The following is an 18,196-nucleotide window of genomic DNA, read 5'->3' on the forward strand; positions in this document are numbered from 1 at the left end:
TCTGCATGTCATTTCAACTATTATTAAACGTAATCATTGCATTCACATGGATGTTTTTGAGAGGGATTTGGACACTACCTTCCTTTATTATAGGATTTTTCTGGGGAGCGGTACTGCTGTTTGTTTTCCGCCGTTTTTTTCACAGACGTTTTTATTTGCATAAAGTGTATGCGATCATTAAACTGCTGTTTATTTTTATACGAGAATTATTCAAAGCCAATATTGCAGTGACTAAGGACGTATTGCGCCCTAAATTAAATATTCAGCCAGCTATCTTTGCAATGCCAACCCGCCTGGAGAGTGAATGGGAAATTACCATTCTTTCTCTTTTAATTACGCTAACGCCAGGCACACTGGTGATGGATGTGTCAGATGATAATTCTACTATCTATATTCATGCAATCAATACAGACGATATTGATGACATTATTACAGATATTCAGCAAACATTCGAAAAAGCTATTATGGAGGTGAGTCGTTAAATGCTCGATATTTTTTTAAACGTTTCACTCATTCTCATTTCTGCTTCAACTATTGGATTTGTTTATCGAGTGGTAAAAGGTCCGTCAACTGCTGATCGAGCAATGGCCCTTGATGCTATTGGAATTAATATCATTGCCATCACGGCTATCATCTCGATTATTTTTCGAACTCAGGCTTTTTTCGAAGTCATTTTACTGCTAGGCATCATAGCCTTTGTAGGTACGGTTGCTTTTTCTAAGTTTTTAGAGAAAGGAGAAGTGATTGAATATGAACGTGATCAGTGAAATCATTGTAGGAGCTTTCGTACTAATAGGGTCTCTTCTGACAGTTGTGACCATGATTGGGCTTATTCGCTTGCCTGATACGTACACAAGAAGTCACGCTGCATCTAAAAGTGCTACCTTGGGCGTTCTGTTTATATTAGTGGGCTGCTTACTCTACTTTTGGATCGACACCGGCCATATTAGTGCACGGTTAATTTTAGCGATTGTCTTTGTGTTTATCACCTCTCCTATTGCTGGCCATTTACTAGGAAGAGCGGCTTATTACAGCGGAGTTCCTCTTTCTGATAAAACCGTTCGGGATGATTTGAAAACCAAACAGCAGAAAAAGCTTAGCCATCATGAATAGAAAAAAACGCCGTGCGGTTTGCACGGCGTTTTTTATCGAGAATCTTATAAAGAAGCGCGTAGGATTGCTAGTACATCTTCTTTGTTTAATTTTTTAAATTTACCAAATTCACCTTTAGCCATTGCACGATCAGCCATAAGATCTAATTTGTCTTCACCAATATCATAATCAGCTAAGCGAGTTGGTGCACCTAAGCTTGACCAGAATTCACGAAGCTTATCAACACCTTCAAGTGCTACTTCTTTATCCGTCTTGCCTTCCGTATCTACGTTAAATACGCGCACAGCTACTTGCTTGAAGCGATCTACGTTCTCATCCATTACGTGTTTCATCCAGTTCGGGAATAAAATTGCCAATCCACCTGCATGTGGAATGTCATATACAGCTGATACCGCATGCTCAATATTGTGAGTAGCCCAATCGCCTTGGTGTCCCATTTGTAACATACCGTTTAATGCGATTGTCCCGTTGTATAAAATCGTTTCACGTAACTCGTAGTTCTCTAAGTCATTTAATAATTTTGGTCCGGTTTCAATAACCGTTTGCAGTACTCCTTCACACATGCGATCTTGAAGTGGCGTATTTGTTGCAGCATGGAAATACTGTTCAAATACGTGGCTCATCATGTCGACCATACCATAAACTGTTTGATTTTTTGGTACAGTAAATGTATTAACGGGATCTAAAATAGAGAATTGAGGGAATGTTGCCGGACTGCCCCAGCCGTATTTTTCTTGTGTTTCCCAATTTGTAATAACAGAACCAGCATTCATTTCTGAACCTGTTGCTGCTAATGTTAGCACTGTTCCAAATGGAAGAGCTTCAGCTGCGAATACGTCGCGGTTAATGATGTCCCATACGTCTCCATCATATTTTGCGCCTGCTGCGATTGCTTTTGTACAATCGATTACGCTTCCTCCACCAACTGCAAGTAAAAATTCAATACCGTTTTCTTTACAAATATCGATTCCTTTGCGAACAGTTGTCAGACGAGGATTCGGTTCTACTCCCGCTAACTCATGTACTTCTGCATTCATGTCATTCAGTACATCCATTACTTGATCGTATAAACCACTGCGTTTTACGCTTCCTCCGCCGTATACTAATAATATCTTTTTACCAAAGCGACTTGCTTCTGTTTTTAATTGCTCTAATTGACCTTTACCAAAAATTAATTTTGTAGGGTTATAAAATGTAAAATTGTTCACTATAAACTCCTCCTTACGAGCTTGATTACATGCATCATTATGAAGAACAACTTTTTGATTGTAAAGAAAATTGACTTCCTAAAGATTATTCCCTGTTGCCTAGACGCTCACCCCATCCAAATGAACGTTTATTTGTCTGTATCTTCCAAAAGCAAATATGTATATTTTCCTCTAAAAAAAGCAGGCTAATAAGTGAACTACAAAACAAGGAGGGTTCATCATGAGTGGTATTCAACGTATTGCGCTCGTATTAACGATTATTGGAGCAATTAACTGGGGACTTATTGGCTTTTTTCAATTTGATTTAGTAGCAGCAATCTTCGGCGGTCAAACATCTGCTTTCTCCCGCATTATTTATGGATTGGTTGGAATCGCAGGACTGATTAACCTAGGTCTATTATTTAAACCTTCTGCTGAAGTAGAGCGTACAGAACCTAGAACGGAACATTAAAAAAAGAAGGATAGCTAAGCTATCCTTCTTTTTTTCTTATTTCTTAATTAGATCTTCGCGGTTTGATTGCTCAATCCACTCTTCTAATTTTTCTTTTAATGTGTTGAATCCTTGAGTAGATTCAGTATGAACTGTTGCTTGACCTTGACGCTTTTTAGCAGGTTTTTTAGGTGCAGAAGCTTCAGTTTTTTCTGGAGCTGGCTCAGTTGCACGAATAGATAAACCAATTTTACCAGTTGACTCATCAACAGATAAAACTTTAACGTTTACTTCGTCTCCTACTGATAAATGTTCGTTAATATCTTTAACGAAGCCATGTTTTACTTCTGAGATATGAACTAATCCTTGAGTTTCTTCATTTAATGCAACGAATGCACCGTATGGTTGAATTCCTGTTACTTTACCTTTTGTAACAGTACCGATTTCAAATTTTGACATATAAACACTCCTAGATACCTTATTATTTTCACCATTATAGCCAATTTAAAATTATAGCACAGTTCATAGATTGAATCAAAAAGTAGTTATACTATATTTATTATTTACCAATTTCGTCACAAATATAAACTAACACTACATTTCATCATAGCAAAAAAGATATTATATCAAACCGTCTATACGATATGACATAACATCTTATTTTTATTATAACTTATTTTCAACAAAACGGCTAATCCGTTTTATGGATTCTTCTAATGATTCCATCGAAGAGGCGTATGAACAGCGAATATGTCCCTCTCCGCCTTTTCCAAATACATTGCCTGGCACCACGGCTACTCGCTCTTCAAGCAAAAGCTGCTCAGCGAATTCTTCCGATGACAATCCAGTTTTCTTGATAGACGGGAACACATAAAACGCTCCTCCGGGAGAATGGCATTCCAGACCAATTTGATTTAATGACTTCACCATGTAGTTCCGTCTTCTGCGATAGCTTTTTCTCATCTCTTCTACGTCATGCTGTCCGTTTTGTAGTGCTTCAATTGCTCCATATTGTGCCATGGTAGGAGCACACATCATTGTATACTGATGAATTTTCAGCATTGCTTTAGCAATCTCAGTTGGTGCACATATGTACCCAAGACGCCATCCAGTCATAGCAAACCCTTTAGAAAAGCCAGAAATAATAATGGTTCGTTCTTTCATTCCTTCTAAAGAAGCAATAGATGTAAATTCTTCATCATATGTTAATTCTGCATAGATTTCATCCGTGATAACAAGCAAGTCATGCTTGATTACAATATCCGCAATAGCCTGCAGCTCTTCTTTAGATAGTGAGCTTCCTGTTGGATTATTAGGAGAGCATAAAAGAAGAGCTTTCGTGTTGCTTGTAATGACTTCTTCAATCTGTCTAGGCTGCAGCTTAAACTCTGTTTCTGCCGTTGTTTCAATTGCCACAGGAACTCCTCCTGCTAGCGAAATTAACGGGCTGTAAGACACAAAGTTTGGCTCCACGACAATAATCTCATCTTCAGGGTTAATCAAAGCCCTCATTGTAATGTCTAAAGCCTGACTTCCTCCAACGGTCACAATAATATCATCTTTATAATCATACGAGACGTTAAAATTTCTTTTCATATACTTCATAATTTCAAAGCGGAGCTCTAAAAGCCCCGCATTTGCTGTATAAGAGGTATATCCTCTTTCCAACGATAAAATACTCGCTTCTCGAACAGCCCAAGATGTGACAAAATCAGGTTCACCTACTCCAAGAGAAATAACGTTATCCATACTTGCTGCTAAATCAAAAAAGCGACGAATACCTGAAGGTTTCAGCTGTTGTACAGTTGTTGACAAGCGCTCTTTCATTACGGAGACACCACGATTCTGCGATCTTCATCGCCTTGGTCGTAGATGGTACCATCGTGCTTGTATTTTTTCATGATAAAGTGAGTCGTTGTAGATAAAACAGAGTCTAGCGTAGAAAGCTTTTCAGAAACAAAAAATGCTACTTCAGACATTGATTTTTCTTCAATAATAACAGACAAATCATATGCTCCTGACATTAGGTACACGGATTTCACTTCTTGAAAACGATAGATGCGCTCCGCAATCTCATCAAAGCCTACTCCTCGCTTTGGTGCAACTTTTACATCTATCATAGCTGTGACGCCCTCATGTCCATCTACTCGTCTCCAGTTAATATCAGCTGAATATTGCACAATTACTTTTTCTCTCTCTAGCTTTTTAACAATATTAGAGGTTTCTTCAAACGTTAAATCCACCATTTTTGAAATACTATCTATCGAAATACGGCTATTTTTTTCTAGAATTTCTAAGATTTCTAACTCTTTTTCTTCTAAGAACACCGCGTTCCCCTCCTATACCGATTAAATTTTTTCACTTTTTCCATTATATCAAATTTAAACACATCTTTAATGTGAAATCTATACCGGTAATTGAGTTTCATTTTATAGATTGCTGGAAATTAGGACAGACTAGAAAGAAAAAGATGGAGTGAACCAAATTGACTGAATCTAAAATTACTTGCCACCAGCGTACTTTTAATGGAGTCAATGTGTACTACGAATGCCATAACTATCACCCTGATAAACCAGCTATTGTATTTATTCACGGCTTTTTATCATCGAGTTTTAGCTTTCGACGTTTAATTCCTTTATTTGAAGATACGTTTTCTATCATTACGCTGGACCTTCCGCCATTTGGGCGAAGTGAAAAATCGTTAACCTTTCAATACTCGTATAAAAATTTAGCCAGAATTGTCATCGAGTTAATTGAATATTTAAAATTGAAGGATGTTGTACTATCGGGACACTCAATGGGAGGACAAGTTTGTTTAAACGTAGCAAAGTTAAAGCCTTCTTGCGTATCAAAATTAGTTCTTCTGTGCAGCTCAGCTTATTTAGGCCCCTCACATTATGGGTTGGTCATGTCTTCTTATGTTCCCTTCTTTTATCTGTGGGTAAAAACGTGGCTGTCTCGCAAAGGTGTATTAGGTAACTTGCAAAATGTCGTATTTGATCATAAGTTAATCGACGAAGAAATGATTGATGGCTATACTGAACCATTTTTGGATGACCGTACGTTTATGGCTTTAACAAGAATGATTCGTGATCGAGAAGGAGACCTATCATCAAAGGATTTGCAGCACATAAAAAAACCAAGTTTACTCATTTGGGGAGAAGAAGACCGGGTTGTTCCTTTGCATCTCGGACGTAAGTTAAAAGATGATTTAACAGACTCTACCTTTATCTCTTTAAAGGAAATTGGACACCTTTTACCAGAAGAGTGTCCCGACATTGTGCAGTCTTATATGGTCGATTTCTTGTACGGTGAAAAAGCTCTGTCTCAATAATGATGGGGCGGGTTCGTATATTTCACACGAGGCGCTAACTTTAATAAAAAATTCATTAGTGGTGCTTCAGCAATTTTTTCACTTTCTTTATTGACTCCACAAGTTAACTTCGTTGACAAACGTATTAAAAATAAGCAAACTATTATATTAAAAAAGGGGGTACTTTTATTGTCTACTTATTCTTTTGATCAATTAATTAACCGTACAGGTACGCAGTCCGTAAAGTGGGACAAAACTGATCTTGTTTTTGGAGCAAAAGATGTTCTGCCTTTTTGGGTAGCTGATATGGATTTCCAAGCGCCGCCTAATGTTCTTCAAACCATTAATGAGCGTGTCAAACACGGTATTTTCGGCTACACTTCTCCTACTGAATCTACCGCGAAGGCTTTATCATCTTGGGTAGAAAAAAAGCATCAGTGGACCATTGATCATGAATGGATTACATACAGTCCAGGAGTTGTGTTTGCCCTGAGTATGGCTATTCAAGCATTTACGGAACCCGGAGATTCAATTTTAATTCAGCCTCCAGTCTATACTCCATTTTTTAACATGATAAAGGTAAATGATCGAGAAGTTGTTGAAAATCCCTTAAAACTTGCAGGCGATAAATACGAAATTGATTTTGCAGATTTAGAGAAAAAATTTGCAGAAGGCGTAAAATTAATGATTCTTTGCAGCCCTCATAATCCAGTAGGACGCGTGTGGACAAAAGAAGAACTGAAGAAGCTTGCCGATCTTTGTGAAAAATACAATGTATTAATTGTTTCAGATGAAATCCATTCTGATCTAATTTACCAGCCTTATAAACACATTCCCATCAGCATGGTGAGTGAAGATGCAGCCAATCGAACCATTACGTGTATGGCCCCTAGCAAAACATTTAATATACCGGGACTTCAGGCTTCAGCTGTTATTATTCCAAATGAAAAGCTGCGCACACAGTATGTTCAGCAGCAGCAAAAACAAGGATTTTCTAATTTAAACACATTTGGAATAATTGGATTAGAGGCGGCTTATAGCGAAGGTGAAGAATGGTTGGAAGCACTGCTGGTGTATTTGAAGAAAAATGTAGATCTCGTGACGCGTTTTATAAGTGAGAACTTGCCTGAACTGCGAGTGGTTCAGCCCGAAGGAACTTATTTACTATGGATTGACTGCAACAAGCTGCATTTATCAGAAGAAGAATTACATGAGCGCTTATTAAAAAAAGGTAAAATCGCCGTAGAAAAAGGCGAAAAATACAGCTCCACATATGGAAAAGGTTTTATCCGCTTGAACATTGGCTGTTCACATGAACAACTTCAAGAAGGATTGAATCGCTTAAAAGTAGCTTTAACGTAAAAAACAGCGTTCTTTCTCACGAAAGAACGCTGTTTTTAATGTTTTTTTGAAATAACCCCGCAGGCGATTCGCTTTCCAGAATTACCTGATGGCTCTGTCATTCCGTCATCCCCTTGTTCGGTAATAACAAGAGATGAACCATCCATACGCTTAACGAGAGATGTCTTTCCCTCTTTTAACGTGACTTGAGGAACCATATCTGTTCCTGTATACGTCTGATCGTCTTCTACCACAATATTTTTCATATCGCCTAAATGCGATCCTTTTGGATTTAACAGTCCGTGTTTCTTTTTATCAGGATCAAGGTGATTGCCCGCACTTTTAAAGTTAGGAGCTTTGCAAATCCCCATTTTATGAATATGTACGCCGTGTTCGCCAGGTGGAAGTCCGCTTAAGTTGTACGTAAACTCAATTCCATCGGCCTGCTCTTTCAATTTGACTGTACCGATGCTATCTCCATCTGCGTTATAGACTTTGACTTCTTTATTGGATATTTCTTTTTCCATACACCCCGTTAACAAGAAAAAAGGCACGGTTCCAATGAGTAGTAGTTTTTTCATGTTGCCCTCCAATCGCATATGCACTAGCGAAAGTTTTAGATGTCTTTCCATAGATTGTCCAGCAACATATCATTTTAAACGCTTACATTTTATTTGCATTTCATTACAGTGACTTCTTATTTTCTTGTTCCTTCAGCTTTGCTTCTAATTCCTTCGTTTTTTCTTCTTCTTTTTTCGAAATCTTAATGATTAAACGCCATACTGCAACTGCAGCTAGTACAAAAATCGCCATAGTAGCAAAAGCAGGAATATATTCTCTTTTATCTTCCGGAAAATAAAGCAAAAACATTAAATACATTATGTACAACATCCTTTCATAGAAACGGTAGTGGGTTTTGATTTATACTGGTGATAACAAACACTTTACTTAAAGGAGATCTGGCAATATGACATTTACAATTGGTCAAACCGTTACGGCACTTTATAAAACTGGGAAATACATCGGTGAAATTACACAAGTTCGAGACCTGCATTATGTTGTGCGGATTCAAGCTGTGTTAAAGCATCCAGAACAAGGTGACTTACATAATCCTGGACAAGTGGACGTACCATTTTTTCACGAGCGAAAAGCACTTGCATTTCGAGAGCAGGCCAATATTCCTCAAAAAATGGTTCATCTCTATGAAGACAGCGTTCCCGATTATAAAAATTCACTAAAAAAAGCACTTGAATTAAAGATAGCTGAGCAACAAGCCAAAGACAGCCCTTTTGCTCAAGCAAGTATTGCCTGTTTAGAAGAGTTAAAAAAAGAGTACGGTATTCATTAAGCAAAAAGCCAAATTCACATAGAAGTGATTTGGCTTTTATAATGCAAATTTATTTAATACTTTGGAAAAATCGATTCGATCTCCTATGGTCGTTGGCTCCGGTTTTTGAAGGTACCGCTTATCTTTTTCTACAAGCTTAAAGATATTGAGTGTCGTCATCGCATCATCAAGCGCGCAGTGGTGCTTTCCAGTTCCTTCTTTACCATACTCCTGCACAGCTTTCCAAAGGCCAGTTTGATTTTGATCTCCAAAAAAGCGCTTATACTCCATTGAAAGATCAATTTCTTTACCTGCAAAAGGAAATGGCACCTTATTTTTTTGACAGCACTGCCTCAATACTTTCATATCCATGTTCCCCCATGTAATAATCGTGCTGTGTTTATACATGCCCAGTCGCTGTACAAGCTGCTCTAGCGTAATGCCTTCATTTACTTGATTTTGTTCGATGTGGAGAAATGATTTACAGCGCTCAGTTAATTTTGTAAAGTGTGTAGGCTGTACGTAAGAGGAGAAACGATCAATGATTTCTTGATTTTTAACAAACACCAAACCAACTTCAATGATTTCCGGAAAAAAGCCTTTTGGAAAACCCTTATACTCTGGCATTGTAAATTCAAAATCAATGAATAAATACTGAGAGTTCTTATCCAATATTATCACCCCTTTGTAAAATAAACCGCCCTACTATACTAATGCTATTATAGCACGATTGAACAATCGGAAGGTCTATTTTCTGTTCTTATTTTTAATATTATGAATATTCTAGTTGCTGAATAAAAAGAATACTTTACTACTACTATATTCTAGAGCATGTCTCTATGCGCAGGGTAACTGTCACGAATAGACATAATTTCGCTTATTTTTTTACCTATTTTTTCACTTTTTTATGTATCCGCTCTTCCAAATTCTCTTTAAACTCTAACACGAGTGTGTGAGGTGGCTACTTCTGACTCCAGAAGCATACCTCACACCTTCTAGACTAAACATTCTTAATGTTTTAAGCTTTAGGCAGAATAGCAAGCGTACATCTGGATATACAGATTAAATTCTCTTTTTCATCTTGAATTTTCACTTCCCAAACCGCTGTTTTTTTTCCTTTATGTAAAGGAACGCCTATAGCTGTAACGATTCCGTCTTTTTTTCCTTTGATATGATTGGCATTAATTTCTAAACCTACGCAGATTTCTTTTTCGAGATCAACACTTTTAATGGCACCTAGACTAGCCACAGTTTCAGCTAACGCCACCGATGCTCCTCCGTGTAAAAGCCCGAATGGCTGACGCGTTCGCTCATCAACAGGCATCGTCGCTTCCACTCTTTCCTCACTCGCACTAATAATCTCAATTCCTAATGCTTCTAACAGCGTATCTTTTGTTTTCATATCCATACCTCCCTTTGTATCTAGTATACAATAACGGTTTTGCTACAACATATACGAACCCTCTACATATACATAATAAAAATCCGTTTTCTAGGAGGATTCTTATATGAAATCATTTGCTTCCTCGTCTTACTATTGGCCATCGTACTACATGCCTCACCCTTATACATACAGGGTACCTAACTTACCTGAGGCGGACATCGCGACATTTCAGCAATCTCTTAAAGTTATTCCCTCTACCATGCAAAGCGCTACTATCTTTATTCAAAGAGCTAATACTTCACCAAATTTAATAAAAAAAATAAAAGCTGCTGCTCAAGAATCTAAAATGAGTGAAGTAAAAAGACTCATTCTTTCCACTGGTGTTAAGACAAAAATCGATGTTTTTTATACCCCAGACTATATTAAAATTACGTTTATTCACCCCGATAACCAATTTGACTGCTGTCACGTATCGTTAAATATCAGATGGTAAAGTACAAGGAAAAAAGTCTTATTTTATTCAAAAAAAGATGTACATGTTGTTTTGTTTCGAATATTATAATATATGCCTTTTTTGGATGTAAAAACAAATTACACGATAATTGTATTTAGGATATAAATATGATATTGTATTTGGAAATATATTTTTTCTTTAGGAGGGATGACATGATGAGACATGTTACACTAGTAGAAATTTTCACGCATCCTATCGCTCAAAAATATTTAACTCGCTCTGGCGTTGCGCATGCTGTATCCGTCGCCTATCATGCGTTTCGTCTATCTGTACAGCATAATGTAAACCCCGATTTAGCTACAAAAGCAGCGCTGCTCCATGATATTGGTCACTATGAATGGTACACAAATGGTCAGTGGGATTATGAGAAGTATCGTCAAAATGATATTCACGCTATTAAAGGGGCTGAACGTGCACATAAATTACTCATTCGTTTAGGTGAGGAACCTCAGGCGGCAAAAGAAATTGCCTTAGCTATTTTACTACACACAGACTCATATTTACCTGAAGGAACAATTCAACAACGCCCTCTTCAAAAAGTAGTCAAACTAGCTGATGAAGCTGACGAAGAGCCAGGCGGCAAACACCATTACCGTGAAATGGAATATAGTCTGGCTGTAAAGAAAATTAAGGAGCTTGATAAGAAAGTGCTTGAACTTCTACATTCCAACCAATTTAAACAGTTAGGCTGACAGGATTAACTCCTTTCATAAGAGTTAATCCTTTTTATTATTTCTCCTCATAATTCCCTGCAAATTACTCATACTACTTATTGATTCTCATTTTTGGTTAGTTAGGAGGCAGAAGAATGTCTAAAAACGCTAGAGGTTACGTGCAAGATTCTTGTACATCATTAAATCAGGCAAAAGCAAGCCTTGAACAAGCTCTTCAAACAGTAGAGAAAGATTCAAATCGTGAACTCATTGAACAATCTCTTCAGGCTGTAGAGCAAGCATTAGGAGCTTGTGACAGCACTGCTTCTACTCTTTCTCAAGCATGACAAAAAGCAGCCGGTTTTGACCGGCTGCTTTTTGTCATTATAGGTCCTCTATTTACAAGATAACCGAGGCAATCCACCCAAAAATAATAAGTGGAATGTTATAGTGAAGAAAAGTTGGTACACATGTATCCCAAATATGATCGTGTTGACGATCGACTGCTAATCCAGATGTGGGTCCAAGCGTACTGTCTGAAGCTGGTGAACCAGCGTCTCCAAGCGCTCCCGCTGTACCAACAATACAAATCGTTGCCATTGGACTCATACCAAGTTCTAAGCAAAGAGGAACAAAAATCGTCGCGATAATTGGAATGGTAGAGAAAGAAGAACCAATGCCCATTGTCACTAAAAGCCCGATGACAAGCATAAGAAATGCACCTAGCATTTGGTTGCCGCCAATAAGAGCAACAGAGCCTTTTACAAGCGCTTCTACATCTCCAGTTTCTTGAAGAACTTTTGCAAAACCAGAGGCAGACAGCATAACAAATCCGATGAAAGCCATCATTCTCATTCCGTTCGTTAATACTGGATCTGCTTCGTTCCACTTCAAAGCCCCGCTGAAGTAAACGACAACAATCCCTGCAAGCGCTCCGAAAATCATAGAATCTACTAAGAGCTGCACAGTTAAAGCCGCTACAATCGCAAGTAAAGCTACTATAATTCCTCTTGTTGTGTAACCTGTACGCTCCTCTGCGCCTTGATCAATGTCAATGTCTTCATAACTGCGCGGCTTGCGGTACGAAATAAACACAGCAAATAATAACCCCACTACCATTCCTAAAGCTGGAAGAGCCATCGCCGTGGTAATATCTCCTTTATCAATTGTTAGTCCACTTTCTTTGATGTTAGTAAATAAAATGTCGTGATAAATCTTACCGAATCCTGCAGGAAAATACATATAAGGTGTAATCAACCCAAATGTAATAACGGTTGCGACTAATCGGCGATCGATTTTCAACTGATTAAATACTTTTAATAGGGGTGGAATTAAAAGCGGAATAAATGCAATGTGAACCGGAATAACGTTTTGAGAAAAACATGAAATAATAAGGATGATCAATAAGATCAGTACTTTTGAAAGTGACTTCTTTTTCGTTTCTCCTTCTTTCCCTACTATTTTTAACGCTAGCTGAACAACGGCATCAGGCAGTCCCGTTCGAGAAACAGCCATTGCAAATCCTCCAAGCAAAGCATAGCTTAATGCAACAGAGGCACTGTTTCCAAGACCATCTGTGTATATACTTACTGTATCTGTGAGGCTGATACCGCCAACAAGTCCTCCAATTAGCGCTCCGACTGCTAAAGAAAAGACAACGTTGATACGCAATAAGCTCAAAATCAGCATCACGAGCACAGCTATTAATACTGCATTCATTTTGAAACCTCCATTTTTTCTTTTACTTTATCTCATTAAAACATTAGAGAGATAAACAACATGTTCATTATATTAGGTATAGAAAAAAAGTCAATCATCTTACTAAATAAACGTTTGTTTAACTTCTCTCCAGCCTTAACAATATAAAGATTTTTCTAAATAATCTTTTCTTACTAAAAAAGAAAAAACATTATGTAAACATATTAAAAAAGAAGCATCATCGATGCTTCTTTTTACATTTCTTTCTATCACTTCTATATTTTTCATTAATTGGTTTCAAATGAACAAACCATTGCAGCTAATGTTCGCACCATCACGCCTGTTGCACCTGAAGGTCCTAACTCATGAGAAGCAGCGGATGTTGCAGTTCCAGCAATATCCAAGTGAACCCATGGCGTTTGCTCTGCAAACTCACCAATAAAGGTTCCTGCCATAATTGCATGCCCCTCCCGTCCAGGAGAGTTATTTAAATCTGCTACCTTACTTCCCCGAACACGCTTTTTGTCTCGTTCTGTAATAGGCAGCTCCCAAATCGGTTCGCCTGTCTCAATGCTCGCTTTCGCTATTTGCTCCAATAAAGCAGAATCATTCGTCATTGCCCCAGTTGTATGTGTACCAAGAGCTACAATTACACCACCCGTTAATGTCGCCACGTCTACTAAATAATTTGCTCCGTGGTGTTTGGCATAGGAGATACCATCAGCTAACGCTAAACGCCCTTCAGCATCTGTATTCAGTACTTCTATTGTCTTTCCATTCATTGCTGTAATTACGTCATCTGGCTTAAAAGCACGCGCGCTAATAACGTTGTCAGTTGATGGAATGACAGCTACTACGTTTTGATGAGGCTTTAATTCTCCAATCGCTTCCATTGCACCAAGAACAGATGCAGCTCCGCCCATATCTGTTTTCATACCTACAATCCCGTCTTTAGATTTAATAGAGTAACCACCTGTGTCAAAGGTAATCCCTTTTCCTACCAACCCAATAACGTCTTCCCATTTTTCTTTTCCTTGATATTTCAGGACAATCATTTTAGGAGGCTCTGCGGAACCTTGATTAACCGCTAACAGTGCGCCCATTCCCAATGTTTCCATCTCTTCTTTTTCTAAAATTTCATATTCAAAACCATATGTATGTGCCATTTCTACTGCATAATTAGCTAAATCTGTAGCCGTTAGCATATTGCTTGGTAAGTTAACAAGGGTGCGCGCTGAGTTTGTTGCTTTTCCATACGTATATCCAACCAAAGCAGATTGTACAACGTCTTTATAAAAAGAAAACAGTTCAATTTTCTCAAGCTGCTTGTCAGGTTCGTTTGATTTCTTTTTGTAGTTTTCAAACTCGTACATAGCAAGCTGTTGAGCTTCTCCTAATAAAGCTGCAGTTTCTTGCTCTGACCACGCTCCTGTATCAAACGTAGAAAGGGCAACCGATGCGTTTGAAATCTTCGCTTCTTTTAACTTTTTAAATAACAGCCCAAAGCTCTCTTTGAGCCCATTTTTAGTTAGCGCTTGCTTTCGTCCGAGTCCTACAAAATAAAGACGTTTTGCTCCTAATTTTCCTAGTGTATGAATCGTTGAAATACGTTTTTCTTGTACACGTATATCCCCTTCTTTAATCAAATGAATGAGCTGTCCACCTAAAGCTTCATCAATTTCTTTTAGAAGGCCTTCAAACTGTTGGTTTTGGTTAAATAACCCGATTACGAGCGCTTCTGTTTGATGATCAACACCAAATGTTTCTACATGCGAAAACATAAAATTCCTCCCTTTTACGTATAGAGATTTTATTTTTATTTATCATCTGCTTTGTTTAATCTATTCAGCAAGTGGAATATATATCATATTCACCACTGTTTTCATCTATATACATATGATAGCAGAAATACAATTTTTAATCACAGTTCAAAAACCTTAGTTTCACACATATACTTTCATCTACCGCTTTTTTTCATCATACAGGTTTAGCTTTTCAGACATTTTAAGTTGAGGGAGGACGTCTCAATGGAGTTATTCTCAAATTTTCCGCTTTGGAGTTCATTAATCGCTATTTTCTTTGCTCAATTTATTAAGATTCCCCTTTCTTTTGTAGCTACTAAGAAAATAGACGGCAGCTTATTTTTTAGTACGGGAGGTATGCCAAGCTCTCACTCCGCAGCAGTAACTTCCTTAGCAACTGCCATTGGGCTAGCAGAAGGTCTTAAATCCCCTATTTTTGCTCTCTCCGCTATTTTTGCCATTATTGTCATGTTCGATGCTAAAGGAGTAAGAAGACACGCAGGAGAGCAAGCAACGGTTTTAAATCGTTTGGTTGAAGACTTTCAGCGCGCGGTAAAAGAAGCAAAGCTGTGGACGACCAATGAAGAAGACGAAAAACAAGTGAAGCTAAAAGAGCTGCTTGGACATAAGCCTATTGAAGTTTTCTTTGGAGCCTTAACAGGGATAGCAGTTGCTTTTGTAACGTATTATGTATGGCCATAAAACATAAGAAAACACATGAAGAGTTCTTCATGTGTTTCTCGTTTATTTTACCTGCTGGCGAAAAACTTGCATCGACTTCTTTTCATTCAGCATCGTTAACTCTTCTTCAGTTAAGCGGCCGTCCCCTGATTTTACTACATAGACGTTTAATTCTTTTTTACCCCATATGTTGTACACATCGGAAACAGTCTCAAAATATAAATCAAGATGATTGCCTTTAATAGCCCCACCTTTATCTGCTACCACTCCATAGCCATAGCCCGGAATAAACAAGATCGTGCCGATTGGAAATATGGTTAAATCAGCAGCGATGGTTGAATACAAGTCACGTTTTACTTTAACGCCCGAATATGTAATACCATAACCTGGATGATTGGGATTTTTCCCAGTTGATTCGTAACCAGCTGTGTAACCCGTAGCCAATACATTCTTAGTTGGATAACGCGACCAATCAAATGCTTCTTCAATTGTAAGACGCTCTTTGTCATTGCTAGCCGCTTCAGCTCTTAGTGGTTTTAGAAATGATGGCAAGAGCCTTTCATTCATTAGAGGATGCCCTGTACGGTTTATAAAAGGCATATATTTGATGACTGTGGTTATTGGGAAGCCAGTAATTGCTTCATATGTTGTAAACAGCGCTCCGACCAGTAGTAGGCACATAATGAATCGCTTTGCTATTTTTCCAATCATTGTGATTTCCACAACTCCTCTCACGAATCTATTTGTTTCCAACATAAAAACAAATTATTCGTTTGCGAGAAGAATTTACATTTAAAACATTTGGTACCCTCTTGTTCGTAAAGATTTAATAGTAATGCCTGAAGCTAGTGCACCTATAAAACCAGCCATTAAAATCGCAATGTCAGCTGTGGCTAAAGATAGTACTTTTGTCCCTAGCTGCTGAAAGGAGTGAGCGGGATGTTGAATGTAATCAACCGCTCTTACATCATCAATAATAAAAATAAAAATCACGGGATAAATAATAGCCATAATCCAAGACATGCGAAGCAGCATATTCAATAAGAAACCGATTCCAAAAAACAAAACAAAAAACAACAAGATGGAGATAATTAGTACAGGCACACTCATTTCCATTGCTTTTCGCCTCCGTTACTCTTTATACTCTCAGTTTACTTAAGAGTAATGAAGGCGTCAATCACAGAAAAGTAAGTTAATACCAAAAAAGCAAAAGGCTTAAAGACCTTTTGCTTTTTGTTTTAAAAGAAATTAAATTTTCCTTTTTTCAATACAAGACCTGCTCCGCCTTGAAGGAAAAGCGAGCGATTATCAACAACTTTTTTCATAAAAGATGCGCTTGAACCAAATAGTTTTCGACCATATACGACGCCAATTGCGTCATCATGCCCTAACGAACATACCGTTCCTTTAATATCTGGTTTGAACTCGCTTAATTCTTTTTGACCTTTCATCAAACGGCTAATATTTTCAGCGCAGGTACCGCCTTGCTGCATAGCAATTTGAGCTGTTGGCGGATAAGGACGTTCTGTTTCAGGGTTAATCATTAGTGAACAATCTCCAATAACAAACACATCTTCATGCCCTGGTGCCAGCAAGCTATTGCTTACTTTTACGCGTCCGCGCATGTTCTCAAATCCAGCTTTTTCAATCACTTGACTGCCTCGAACACCCGCAGCCCATACAACTGTTGCTGATTTGATTTCTTCTACTTGGTCATCTTTTGATACAATAATCCCTTCTTCTGTACACTCTTTAATCGCTGTTCCGATCTTGAACTCGATTCCTTTTCGTTCTAGTTGTGTTACCGCATATTCTACAAGTTCCGGATCAAAACCTGGCAAAGCCGTAGGCGCTGCTTCTACACAAATAACGCGTACTTTTTCACGCGGGATATCAAACTCTTTGCAAAGCTGAGGGACTCGATTTGCTAATTCTCCCACAAATTCAATGCCGGTAAAGCCAGCGCCTCCAACAATAATTGTCAGAAGTTCGTCTCTTTTTTCCACTTCATTGTTGTACGTGGCAAACACATAATCAATATGCTCACGAATTTGACGTGCTGCATTAATGCTCGTAATGGTAAATGCATGTTCTTTTAAACCTTTAATTCCGAAAGTTTCTGCTTCATACCCTAAAGCAACAACTAAATAATCGTACGTTAGCTCACTGTTCTCAAGAAGAACACGCTTTTCATCTAACTTAATATCTACGACCGTGTCTTTGATAAATGTAACCTTATTTGTGTTAATTAAATTTTTAACAGGAACACGAGAGCGATCTTGATGAATTGTACCTGCTGATACTTCATGAAGCCATGTCGTTTCGTAATGGTAATCGTTTTTATTTACCAAAACGATTTCCGCATCACTAGCACCCAGTTTCTTTTGTAAATTAACAATTGTCATAATGCCGCCATATCCGGCACCCAAAATGACGATTTTAGGCTTTTTCATAGGAATGTCATCCACCTTTTTTAGTTATAGTCACAAGTATGTCTTACAAATATAATGATAAGAGCAATTTTATTTGGTTTGCTTTTTTATGTTAGTTTGAGCAAGAACGATCATCGCTATCCATTTATTATTCATATAAGAAAAATAATGTGAATCACTTCACGTTCTTTTTTAAAAAAATACATTTTTTCTTTTTTAAAAAAATGTAAGCATAAGTCCTAGCTTGATTTACACAAACATCTTATGCTTTTTTAATCGGTTTTTCAACCCTTCACTTTG

At 37.9% G+C, this 18,196-nt stretch carries 24 protein-coding genes; 11 read left to right on the top strand and 13 right to left on the bottom strand.

What is annotated here, in order from left to right; translation table 11 throughout:
• Positions 1 to 5: 5 nt before the first annotated feature.
• Genes MMB69_RS21615 through mnhG form a run of 3 tightly spaced genes read left to right on the top strand, consistent with a single transcriptional unit; the run spans position 6 to position 1,113 of the window.
• Positions 6 to 482: a Na+/H+ antiporter subunit E gene (locus MMB69_RS21615; RefSeq protein ID WP_013059594.1), complete on the top strand. Its 477-nt coding sequence runs from the start codon at positions 6 to 8 to the stop codon at positions 480 to 482.
• Positions 483 to 767, top strand: coding sequence for a Na(+)/H(+) antiporter subunit F1 (locus MMB69_RS21620; RefSeq protein WP_013059595.1), 285 nt, complete (start codon positions 483 to 485; stop codon positions 765 to 767).
• Complete coding sequence (mnhG, locus tag MMB69_RS21625) at positions 751 to 1,113, top strand: monovalent cation/H(+) antiporter subunit G (RefSeq protein ID WP_221785928.1); 363 nt, start codon at positions 751 to 753, stop codon at positions 1,111 to 1,113. Before MMB69_RS21620 ends, mnhG begins: the two co-directional genes overlap by 17 nt.
• 44 nt (positions 1,114 to 1,157) lie before the next feature.
• On the opposite strand, the gene MMB69_RS21630 is transcribed toward mnhG, so the two are convergent.
• Positions 1,158 to 2,321, bottom strand: coding sequence for an iron-containing alcohol dehydrogenase (locus MMB69_RS21630; RefSeq protein ID WP_013085305.1), 1,164 nt, complete (start codon positions 2,319 to 2,321; stop codon positions 1,158 to 1,160).
• Positions 2,322 to 2,541: 220 nt separating this feature from the next.
• Between MMB69_RS21630 and MMB69_RS21635 the strand changes: the two genes are divergently transcribed.
• Positions 2,542 to 2,772 carry a DUF378 domain-containing protein gene (locus MMB69_RS21635; RefSeq protein WP_013059598.1) on the top strand — a complete coding sequence of 77 codons (231 nt, stop codon included), beginning with the start codon at positions 2,542 to 2,544 and terminating at the stop codon, positions 2,770 to 2,772.
• Positions 2,773 to 2,808: 36 nt separating this feature from the next.
• Here MMB69_RS21635 and yugI read toward each other — a convergent pair whose 3' ends face one another.
• The 3 genes from yugI to MMB69_RS21650 all read right to left on the bottom strand — a co-directional run bounded on the left by yugI (position 2,809) and on the right by MMB69_RS21650 (position 5,078).
• Positions 2,809 to 3,210: a S1 domain-containing post-transcriptional regulator GSP13 gene (gene yugI / locus MMB69_RS21640; RefSeq protein ID WP_013059599.1), complete on the bottom strand. Its 402-nt coding sequence runs from the start codon at positions 3,208 to 3,210 to the stop codon at positions 2,809 to 2,811.
• 207 nt (positions 3,211 to 3,417) lie between these two features.
• Complete coding sequence (locus MMB69_RS21645; RefSeq protein ID WP_013059600.1) at positions 3,418 to 4,578, bottom strand: aminotransferase; 1,161 nt, start codon at positions 4,576 to 4,578, stop codon at positions 3,418 to 3,420.
• Positions 4,578 to 5,078 carry an Lrp/AsnC family transcriptional regulator gene (locus MMB69_RS21650; RefSeq protein ID WP_013059601.1) on the bottom strand — a complete coding sequence of 167 codons (501 nt, stop codon included), beginning with the start codon at positions 5,076 to 5,078 and terminating at the stop codon, positions 4,578 to 4,580. Before MMB69_RS21650 ends, MMB69_RS21645 begins: the two co-directional genes overlap by 1 nt.
• A 158-nt stretch (positions 5,079 to 5,236) precedes the next feature.
• On the opposite strand from MMB69_RS21650, the gene MMB69_RS21655 reads away from it, so the two are divergent.
• Positions 5,237 to 6,085: an alpha/beta fold hydrolase gene (locus MMB69_RS21655; RefSeq protein WP_153253894.1), complete on the top strand. Its 849-nt coding sequence runs from the start codon at positions 5,237 to 5,239 to the stop codon at positions 6,083 to 6,085.
• A 168-nt stretch (positions 6,086 to 6,253) separates the two neighbouring features.
• Positions 6,254 to 7,426: a MalY/PatB family protein gene (locus MMB69_RS21660; protein ID WP_221785786.1), complete on the top strand. Its 1,173-nt coding sequence runs from the start codon at positions 6,254 to 6,256 to the stop codon at positions 7,424 to 7,426.
• Between the two features lie 35 nt (positions 7,427 to 7,461).
• Here the strand turns inward: MMB69_RS21660 and MMB69_RS21665 are convergent, their stop codons facing one another.
• Together MMB69_RS21665 and MMB69_RS21670 are read right to left on the bottom strand one after the other, a co-directional pair.
• Positions 7,462 to 7,986 carry a superoxide dismutase family protein gene (locus MMB69_RS21665; protein WP_277448434.1) on the bottom strand — a complete coding sequence of 175 codons (525 nt, stop codon included), beginning with the start codon at positions 7,984 to 7,986 and terminating at the stop codon, positions 7,462 to 7,464.
• Between the two features lie 103 nt (positions 7,987 to 8,089).
• A complete protein-coding gene (locus MMB69_RS21670; protein ID WP_082595915.1) occupies positions 8,090 to 8,287 on the bottom strand; it encodes a hypothetical protein in 198 nt (65 codons plus the stop codon).
• A gap of 85 nt (positions 8,288 to 8,372) precedes the next feature.
• Between MMB69_RS21670 and kapB the strand changes: the two genes are divergently transcribed.
• Positions 8,373 to 8,753: a kinase-associated lipoprotein KapB gene (gene kapB, locus MMB69_RS21675; RefSeq protein WP_013059606.1), complete on the top strand. Its 381-nt coding sequence runs from the start codon at positions 8,373 to 8,375 to the stop codon at positions 8,751 to 8,753.
• Between the two features lie 36 nt (positions 8,754 to 8,789).
• Here kapB and kapD read toward each other — a convergent pair whose 3' ends face one another.
• Both kapD and MMB69_RS21685 read right to left on the bottom strand, forming a co-directional pair.
• Complete coding sequence (gene kapD / locus MMB69_RS21680; RefSeq protein WP_013059607.1) at positions 8,790 to 9,404, bottom strand: 3'-5' exonuclease KapD; 615 nt, start codon at positions 9,402 to 9,404, stop codon at positions 8,790 to 8,792.
• Between the two features lie 346 nt (positions 9,405 to 9,750).
• Positions 9,751 to 10,134 carry a hotdog fold thioesterase gene (locus tag MMB69_RS21685; protein ID WP_028409588.1) on the bottom strand — a complete coding sequence of 128 codons (384 nt, stop codon included), beginning with the start codon at positions 10,132 to 10,134 and terminating at the stop codon, positions 9,751 to 9,753.
• 106 nt (positions 10,135 to 10,240) lie between these two features.
• On the opposite strand from MMB69_RS21685, the gene MMB69_RS21690 reads away from it, so the two are divergent.
• From MMB69_RS21690 to MMB69_RS21700, 3 genes are all read left to right on the top strand, one after another.
• Positions 10,241 to 10,609, top strand: a complete 369-nt coding sequence (locus MMB69_RS21690; RefSeq protein ID WP_221785788.1) for a YuzC family spore coat inner layer protein — start codon at positions 10,241 to 10,243, stop codon at positions 10,607 to 10,609.
• A gap of 176 nt (positions 10,610 to 10,785) precedes the next feature.
• Positions 10,786 to 11,322, top strand: a complete 537-nt coding sequence (locus tag MMB69_RS21695) for an HD domain-containing protein (protein ID WP_153253900.1) — start codon at positions 10,786 to 10,788, stop codon at positions 11,320 to 11,322.
• A gap of 116 nt (positions 11,323 to 11,438) precedes the next feature.
• Positions 11,439 to 11,630: a hypothetical protein gene (locus tag MMB69_RS21700; protein ID WP_277448435.1), complete on the top strand. Its 192-nt coding sequence runs from the start codon at positions 11,439 to 11,441 to the stop codon at positions 11,628 to 11,630.
• Between the two features lie 52 nt (positions 11,631 to 11,682).
• Here the strand turns inward: MMB69_RS21700 and MMB69_RS21705 are convergent, their stop codons facing one another.
• Positions 11,683 to 13,002, bottom strand: coding sequence for a Na+/H+ antiporter family protein (locus MMB69_RS21705; protein ID WP_221785789.1), 1,320 nt, complete (start codon positions 13,000 to 13,002; stop codon positions 11,683 to 11,685).
• 266 nt (positions 13,003 to 13,268) lie between these two features.
• Positions 13,269 to 14,762, bottom strand: a complete 1,494-nt coding sequence (locus MMB69_RS21710; RefSeq protein ID WP_264408646.1) for a leucyl aminopeptidase — start codon at positions 14,760 to 14,762, stop codon at positions 13,269 to 13,271.
• 246 nt (positions 14,763 to 15,008) lie between these two features.
• Here MMB69_RS21710 and MMB69_RS21715 point away from each other — a divergent pair, with 246 nt between their 5' ends.
• Positions 15,009 to 15,485 carry a divergent PAP2 family protein gene (locus tag MMB69_RS21715; RefSeq protein WP_013085319.1) on the top strand — a complete coding sequence of 159 codons (477 nt, stop codon included), beginning with the start codon at positions 15,009 to 15,011 and terminating at the stop codon, positions 15,483 to 15,485.
• A gap of 42 nt (positions 15,486 to 15,527) precedes the next feature.
• Here MMB69_RS21715 and MMB69_RS21720 read toward each other — a convergent pair whose 3' ends face one another.
• The 3 genes from MMB69_RS21720 to MMB69_RS21730 form a co-directional block, all read right to left on the bottom strand.
• On the bottom strand, positions 15,528 to 16,175 hold the full coding sequence (locus tag MMB69_RS21720; protein ID WP_277448436.1) for a 3D domain-containing protein: 648 nt from the start codon (positions 16,173 to 16,175) through the stop codon (positions 15,528 to 15,530).
• A gap of 81 nt (positions 16,176 to 16,256) precedes the next feature.
• Positions 16,257 to 16,580: a YuiB family protein gene (locus MMB69_RS21725; RefSeq protein ID WP_013059616.1), complete on the bottom strand. Its 324-nt coding sequence runs from the start codon at positions 16,578 to 16,580 to the stop codon at positions 16,257 to 16,259.
• Positions 16,581 to 16,702: 122 nt separating this feature from the next.
• The gene (locus MMB69_RS21730) at positions 16,703 to 17,917 is read right to left on the bottom strand and encodes an NAD(P)/FAD-dependent oxidoreductase (RefSeq protein WP_221785792.1); all 1,215 of its coding nucleotides are present in this window, start codon (positions 17,915 to 17,917) and stop codon (positions 16,703 to 16,705) included.
• Positions 17,918 to 18,196 lie beyond the last annotated feature (279 nt).

This window comes from Priestia sp. P5, from assembly GCF_029522155.1.
Taxonomy (GTDB): Bacteria; Bacillota; Bacilli; order Bacillales; family Bacillaceae_H; genus Priestia; species Priestia megaterium_E.

Bases quoted from the DNA above. Each gene is read 5' to 3' on its own strand.
- MMB69_RS21635 (WP_013059598.1), top strand. From the start codon at position 2,542: ATGAGTGGTATTCAACGTATTGCGCTCGTATTAACGATTATTGGAGCA.
- MMB69_RS21720 (WP_277448436.1), bottom strand. From the start codon at position 16,175: ATGATTGGAAAAATAGCAAAGCGATTCATTATGTGCCTACTACTGGTC.
- MMB69_RS21615 (WP_013059594.1), top strand. From the start codon at position 6: ATGTCATTTCAACTATTATTAAACGTAATCATTGCATTCACATGGATG.
- mnhG (WP_221785928.1), top strand. From the start codon at position 751: ATGAACGTGATCAGTGAAATCATTGTAGGAGCTTTCGTACTAATAGGG.
- MMB69_RS21710 (WP_264408646.1), bottom strand. From the start codon at position 14,762: ATGTTTTCGCATGTAGAAACATTTGGTGTTGATCATCAAACAGAAGCG.
- MMB69_RS21705 (WP_221785789.1), bottom strand. From the start codon at position 13,002: ATGAATGCAGTATTAATAGCTGTGCTCGTGATGCTGATTTTGAGCTTA.
- MMB69_RS21730 (WP_221785792.1), bottom strand. From the start codon at position 17,917: ATGAAAAAGCCTAAAATCGTCATTTTGGGTGCCGGATATGGCGGCATT.
- MMB69_RS21715 (WP_013085319.1), top strand. From the start codon at position 15,009: ATGGAGTTATTCTCAAATTTTCCGCTTTGGAGTTCATTAATCGCTATT.
- MMB69_RS21695 (WP_153253900.1), top strand. From the start codon at position 10,786: ATGAGACATGTTACACTAGTAGAAATTTTCACGCATCCTATCGCTCAA.
- yugI (WP_013059599.1), bottom strand. From the start codon at position 3,210: ATGTCAAAATTTGAAATCGGTACTGTTACAAAAGGTAAAGTAACAGGA.
- MMB69_RS21725 (WP_013059616.1), bottom strand. From the start codon at position 16,580: ATGGAAATGAGTGTGCCTGTACTAATTATCTCCATCTTGTTGTTTTTT.
- MMB69_RS21690 (WP_221785788.1), top strand. From the start codon at position 10,241: ATGAAATCATTTGCTTCCTCGTCTTACTATTGGCCATCGTACTACATG.
- MMB69_RS21685 (WP_028409588.1), bottom strand. From the start codon at position 10,134: ATGAAAACAAAAGATACGCTGTTAGAAGCATTAGGAATTGAGATTATT.
- MMB69_RS21620 (WP_013059595.1), top strand. From the start codon at position 483: ATGCTCGATATTTTTTTAAACGTTTCACTCATTCTCATTTCTGCTTCA.
- kapB (WP_013059606.1), top strand. From the start codon at position 8,373: ATGACATTTACAATTGGTCAAACCGTTACGGCACTTTATAAAACTGGG.
- MMB69_RS21645 (WP_013059600.1), bottom strand. From the start codon at position 4,578: ATGAAAGAGCGCTTGTCAACAACTGTACAACAGCTGAAACCTTCAGGT.
- MMB69_RS21665 (WP_277448434.1), bottom strand. From the start codon at position 7,986: ATGAAAAAACTACTACTCATTGGAACCGTGCCTTTTTTCTTGTTAACG.
- MMB69_RS21700 (WP_277448435.1), top strand. From the start codon at position 11,439: ATGTCTAAAAACGCTAGAGGTTACGTGCAAGATTCTTGTACATCATTA.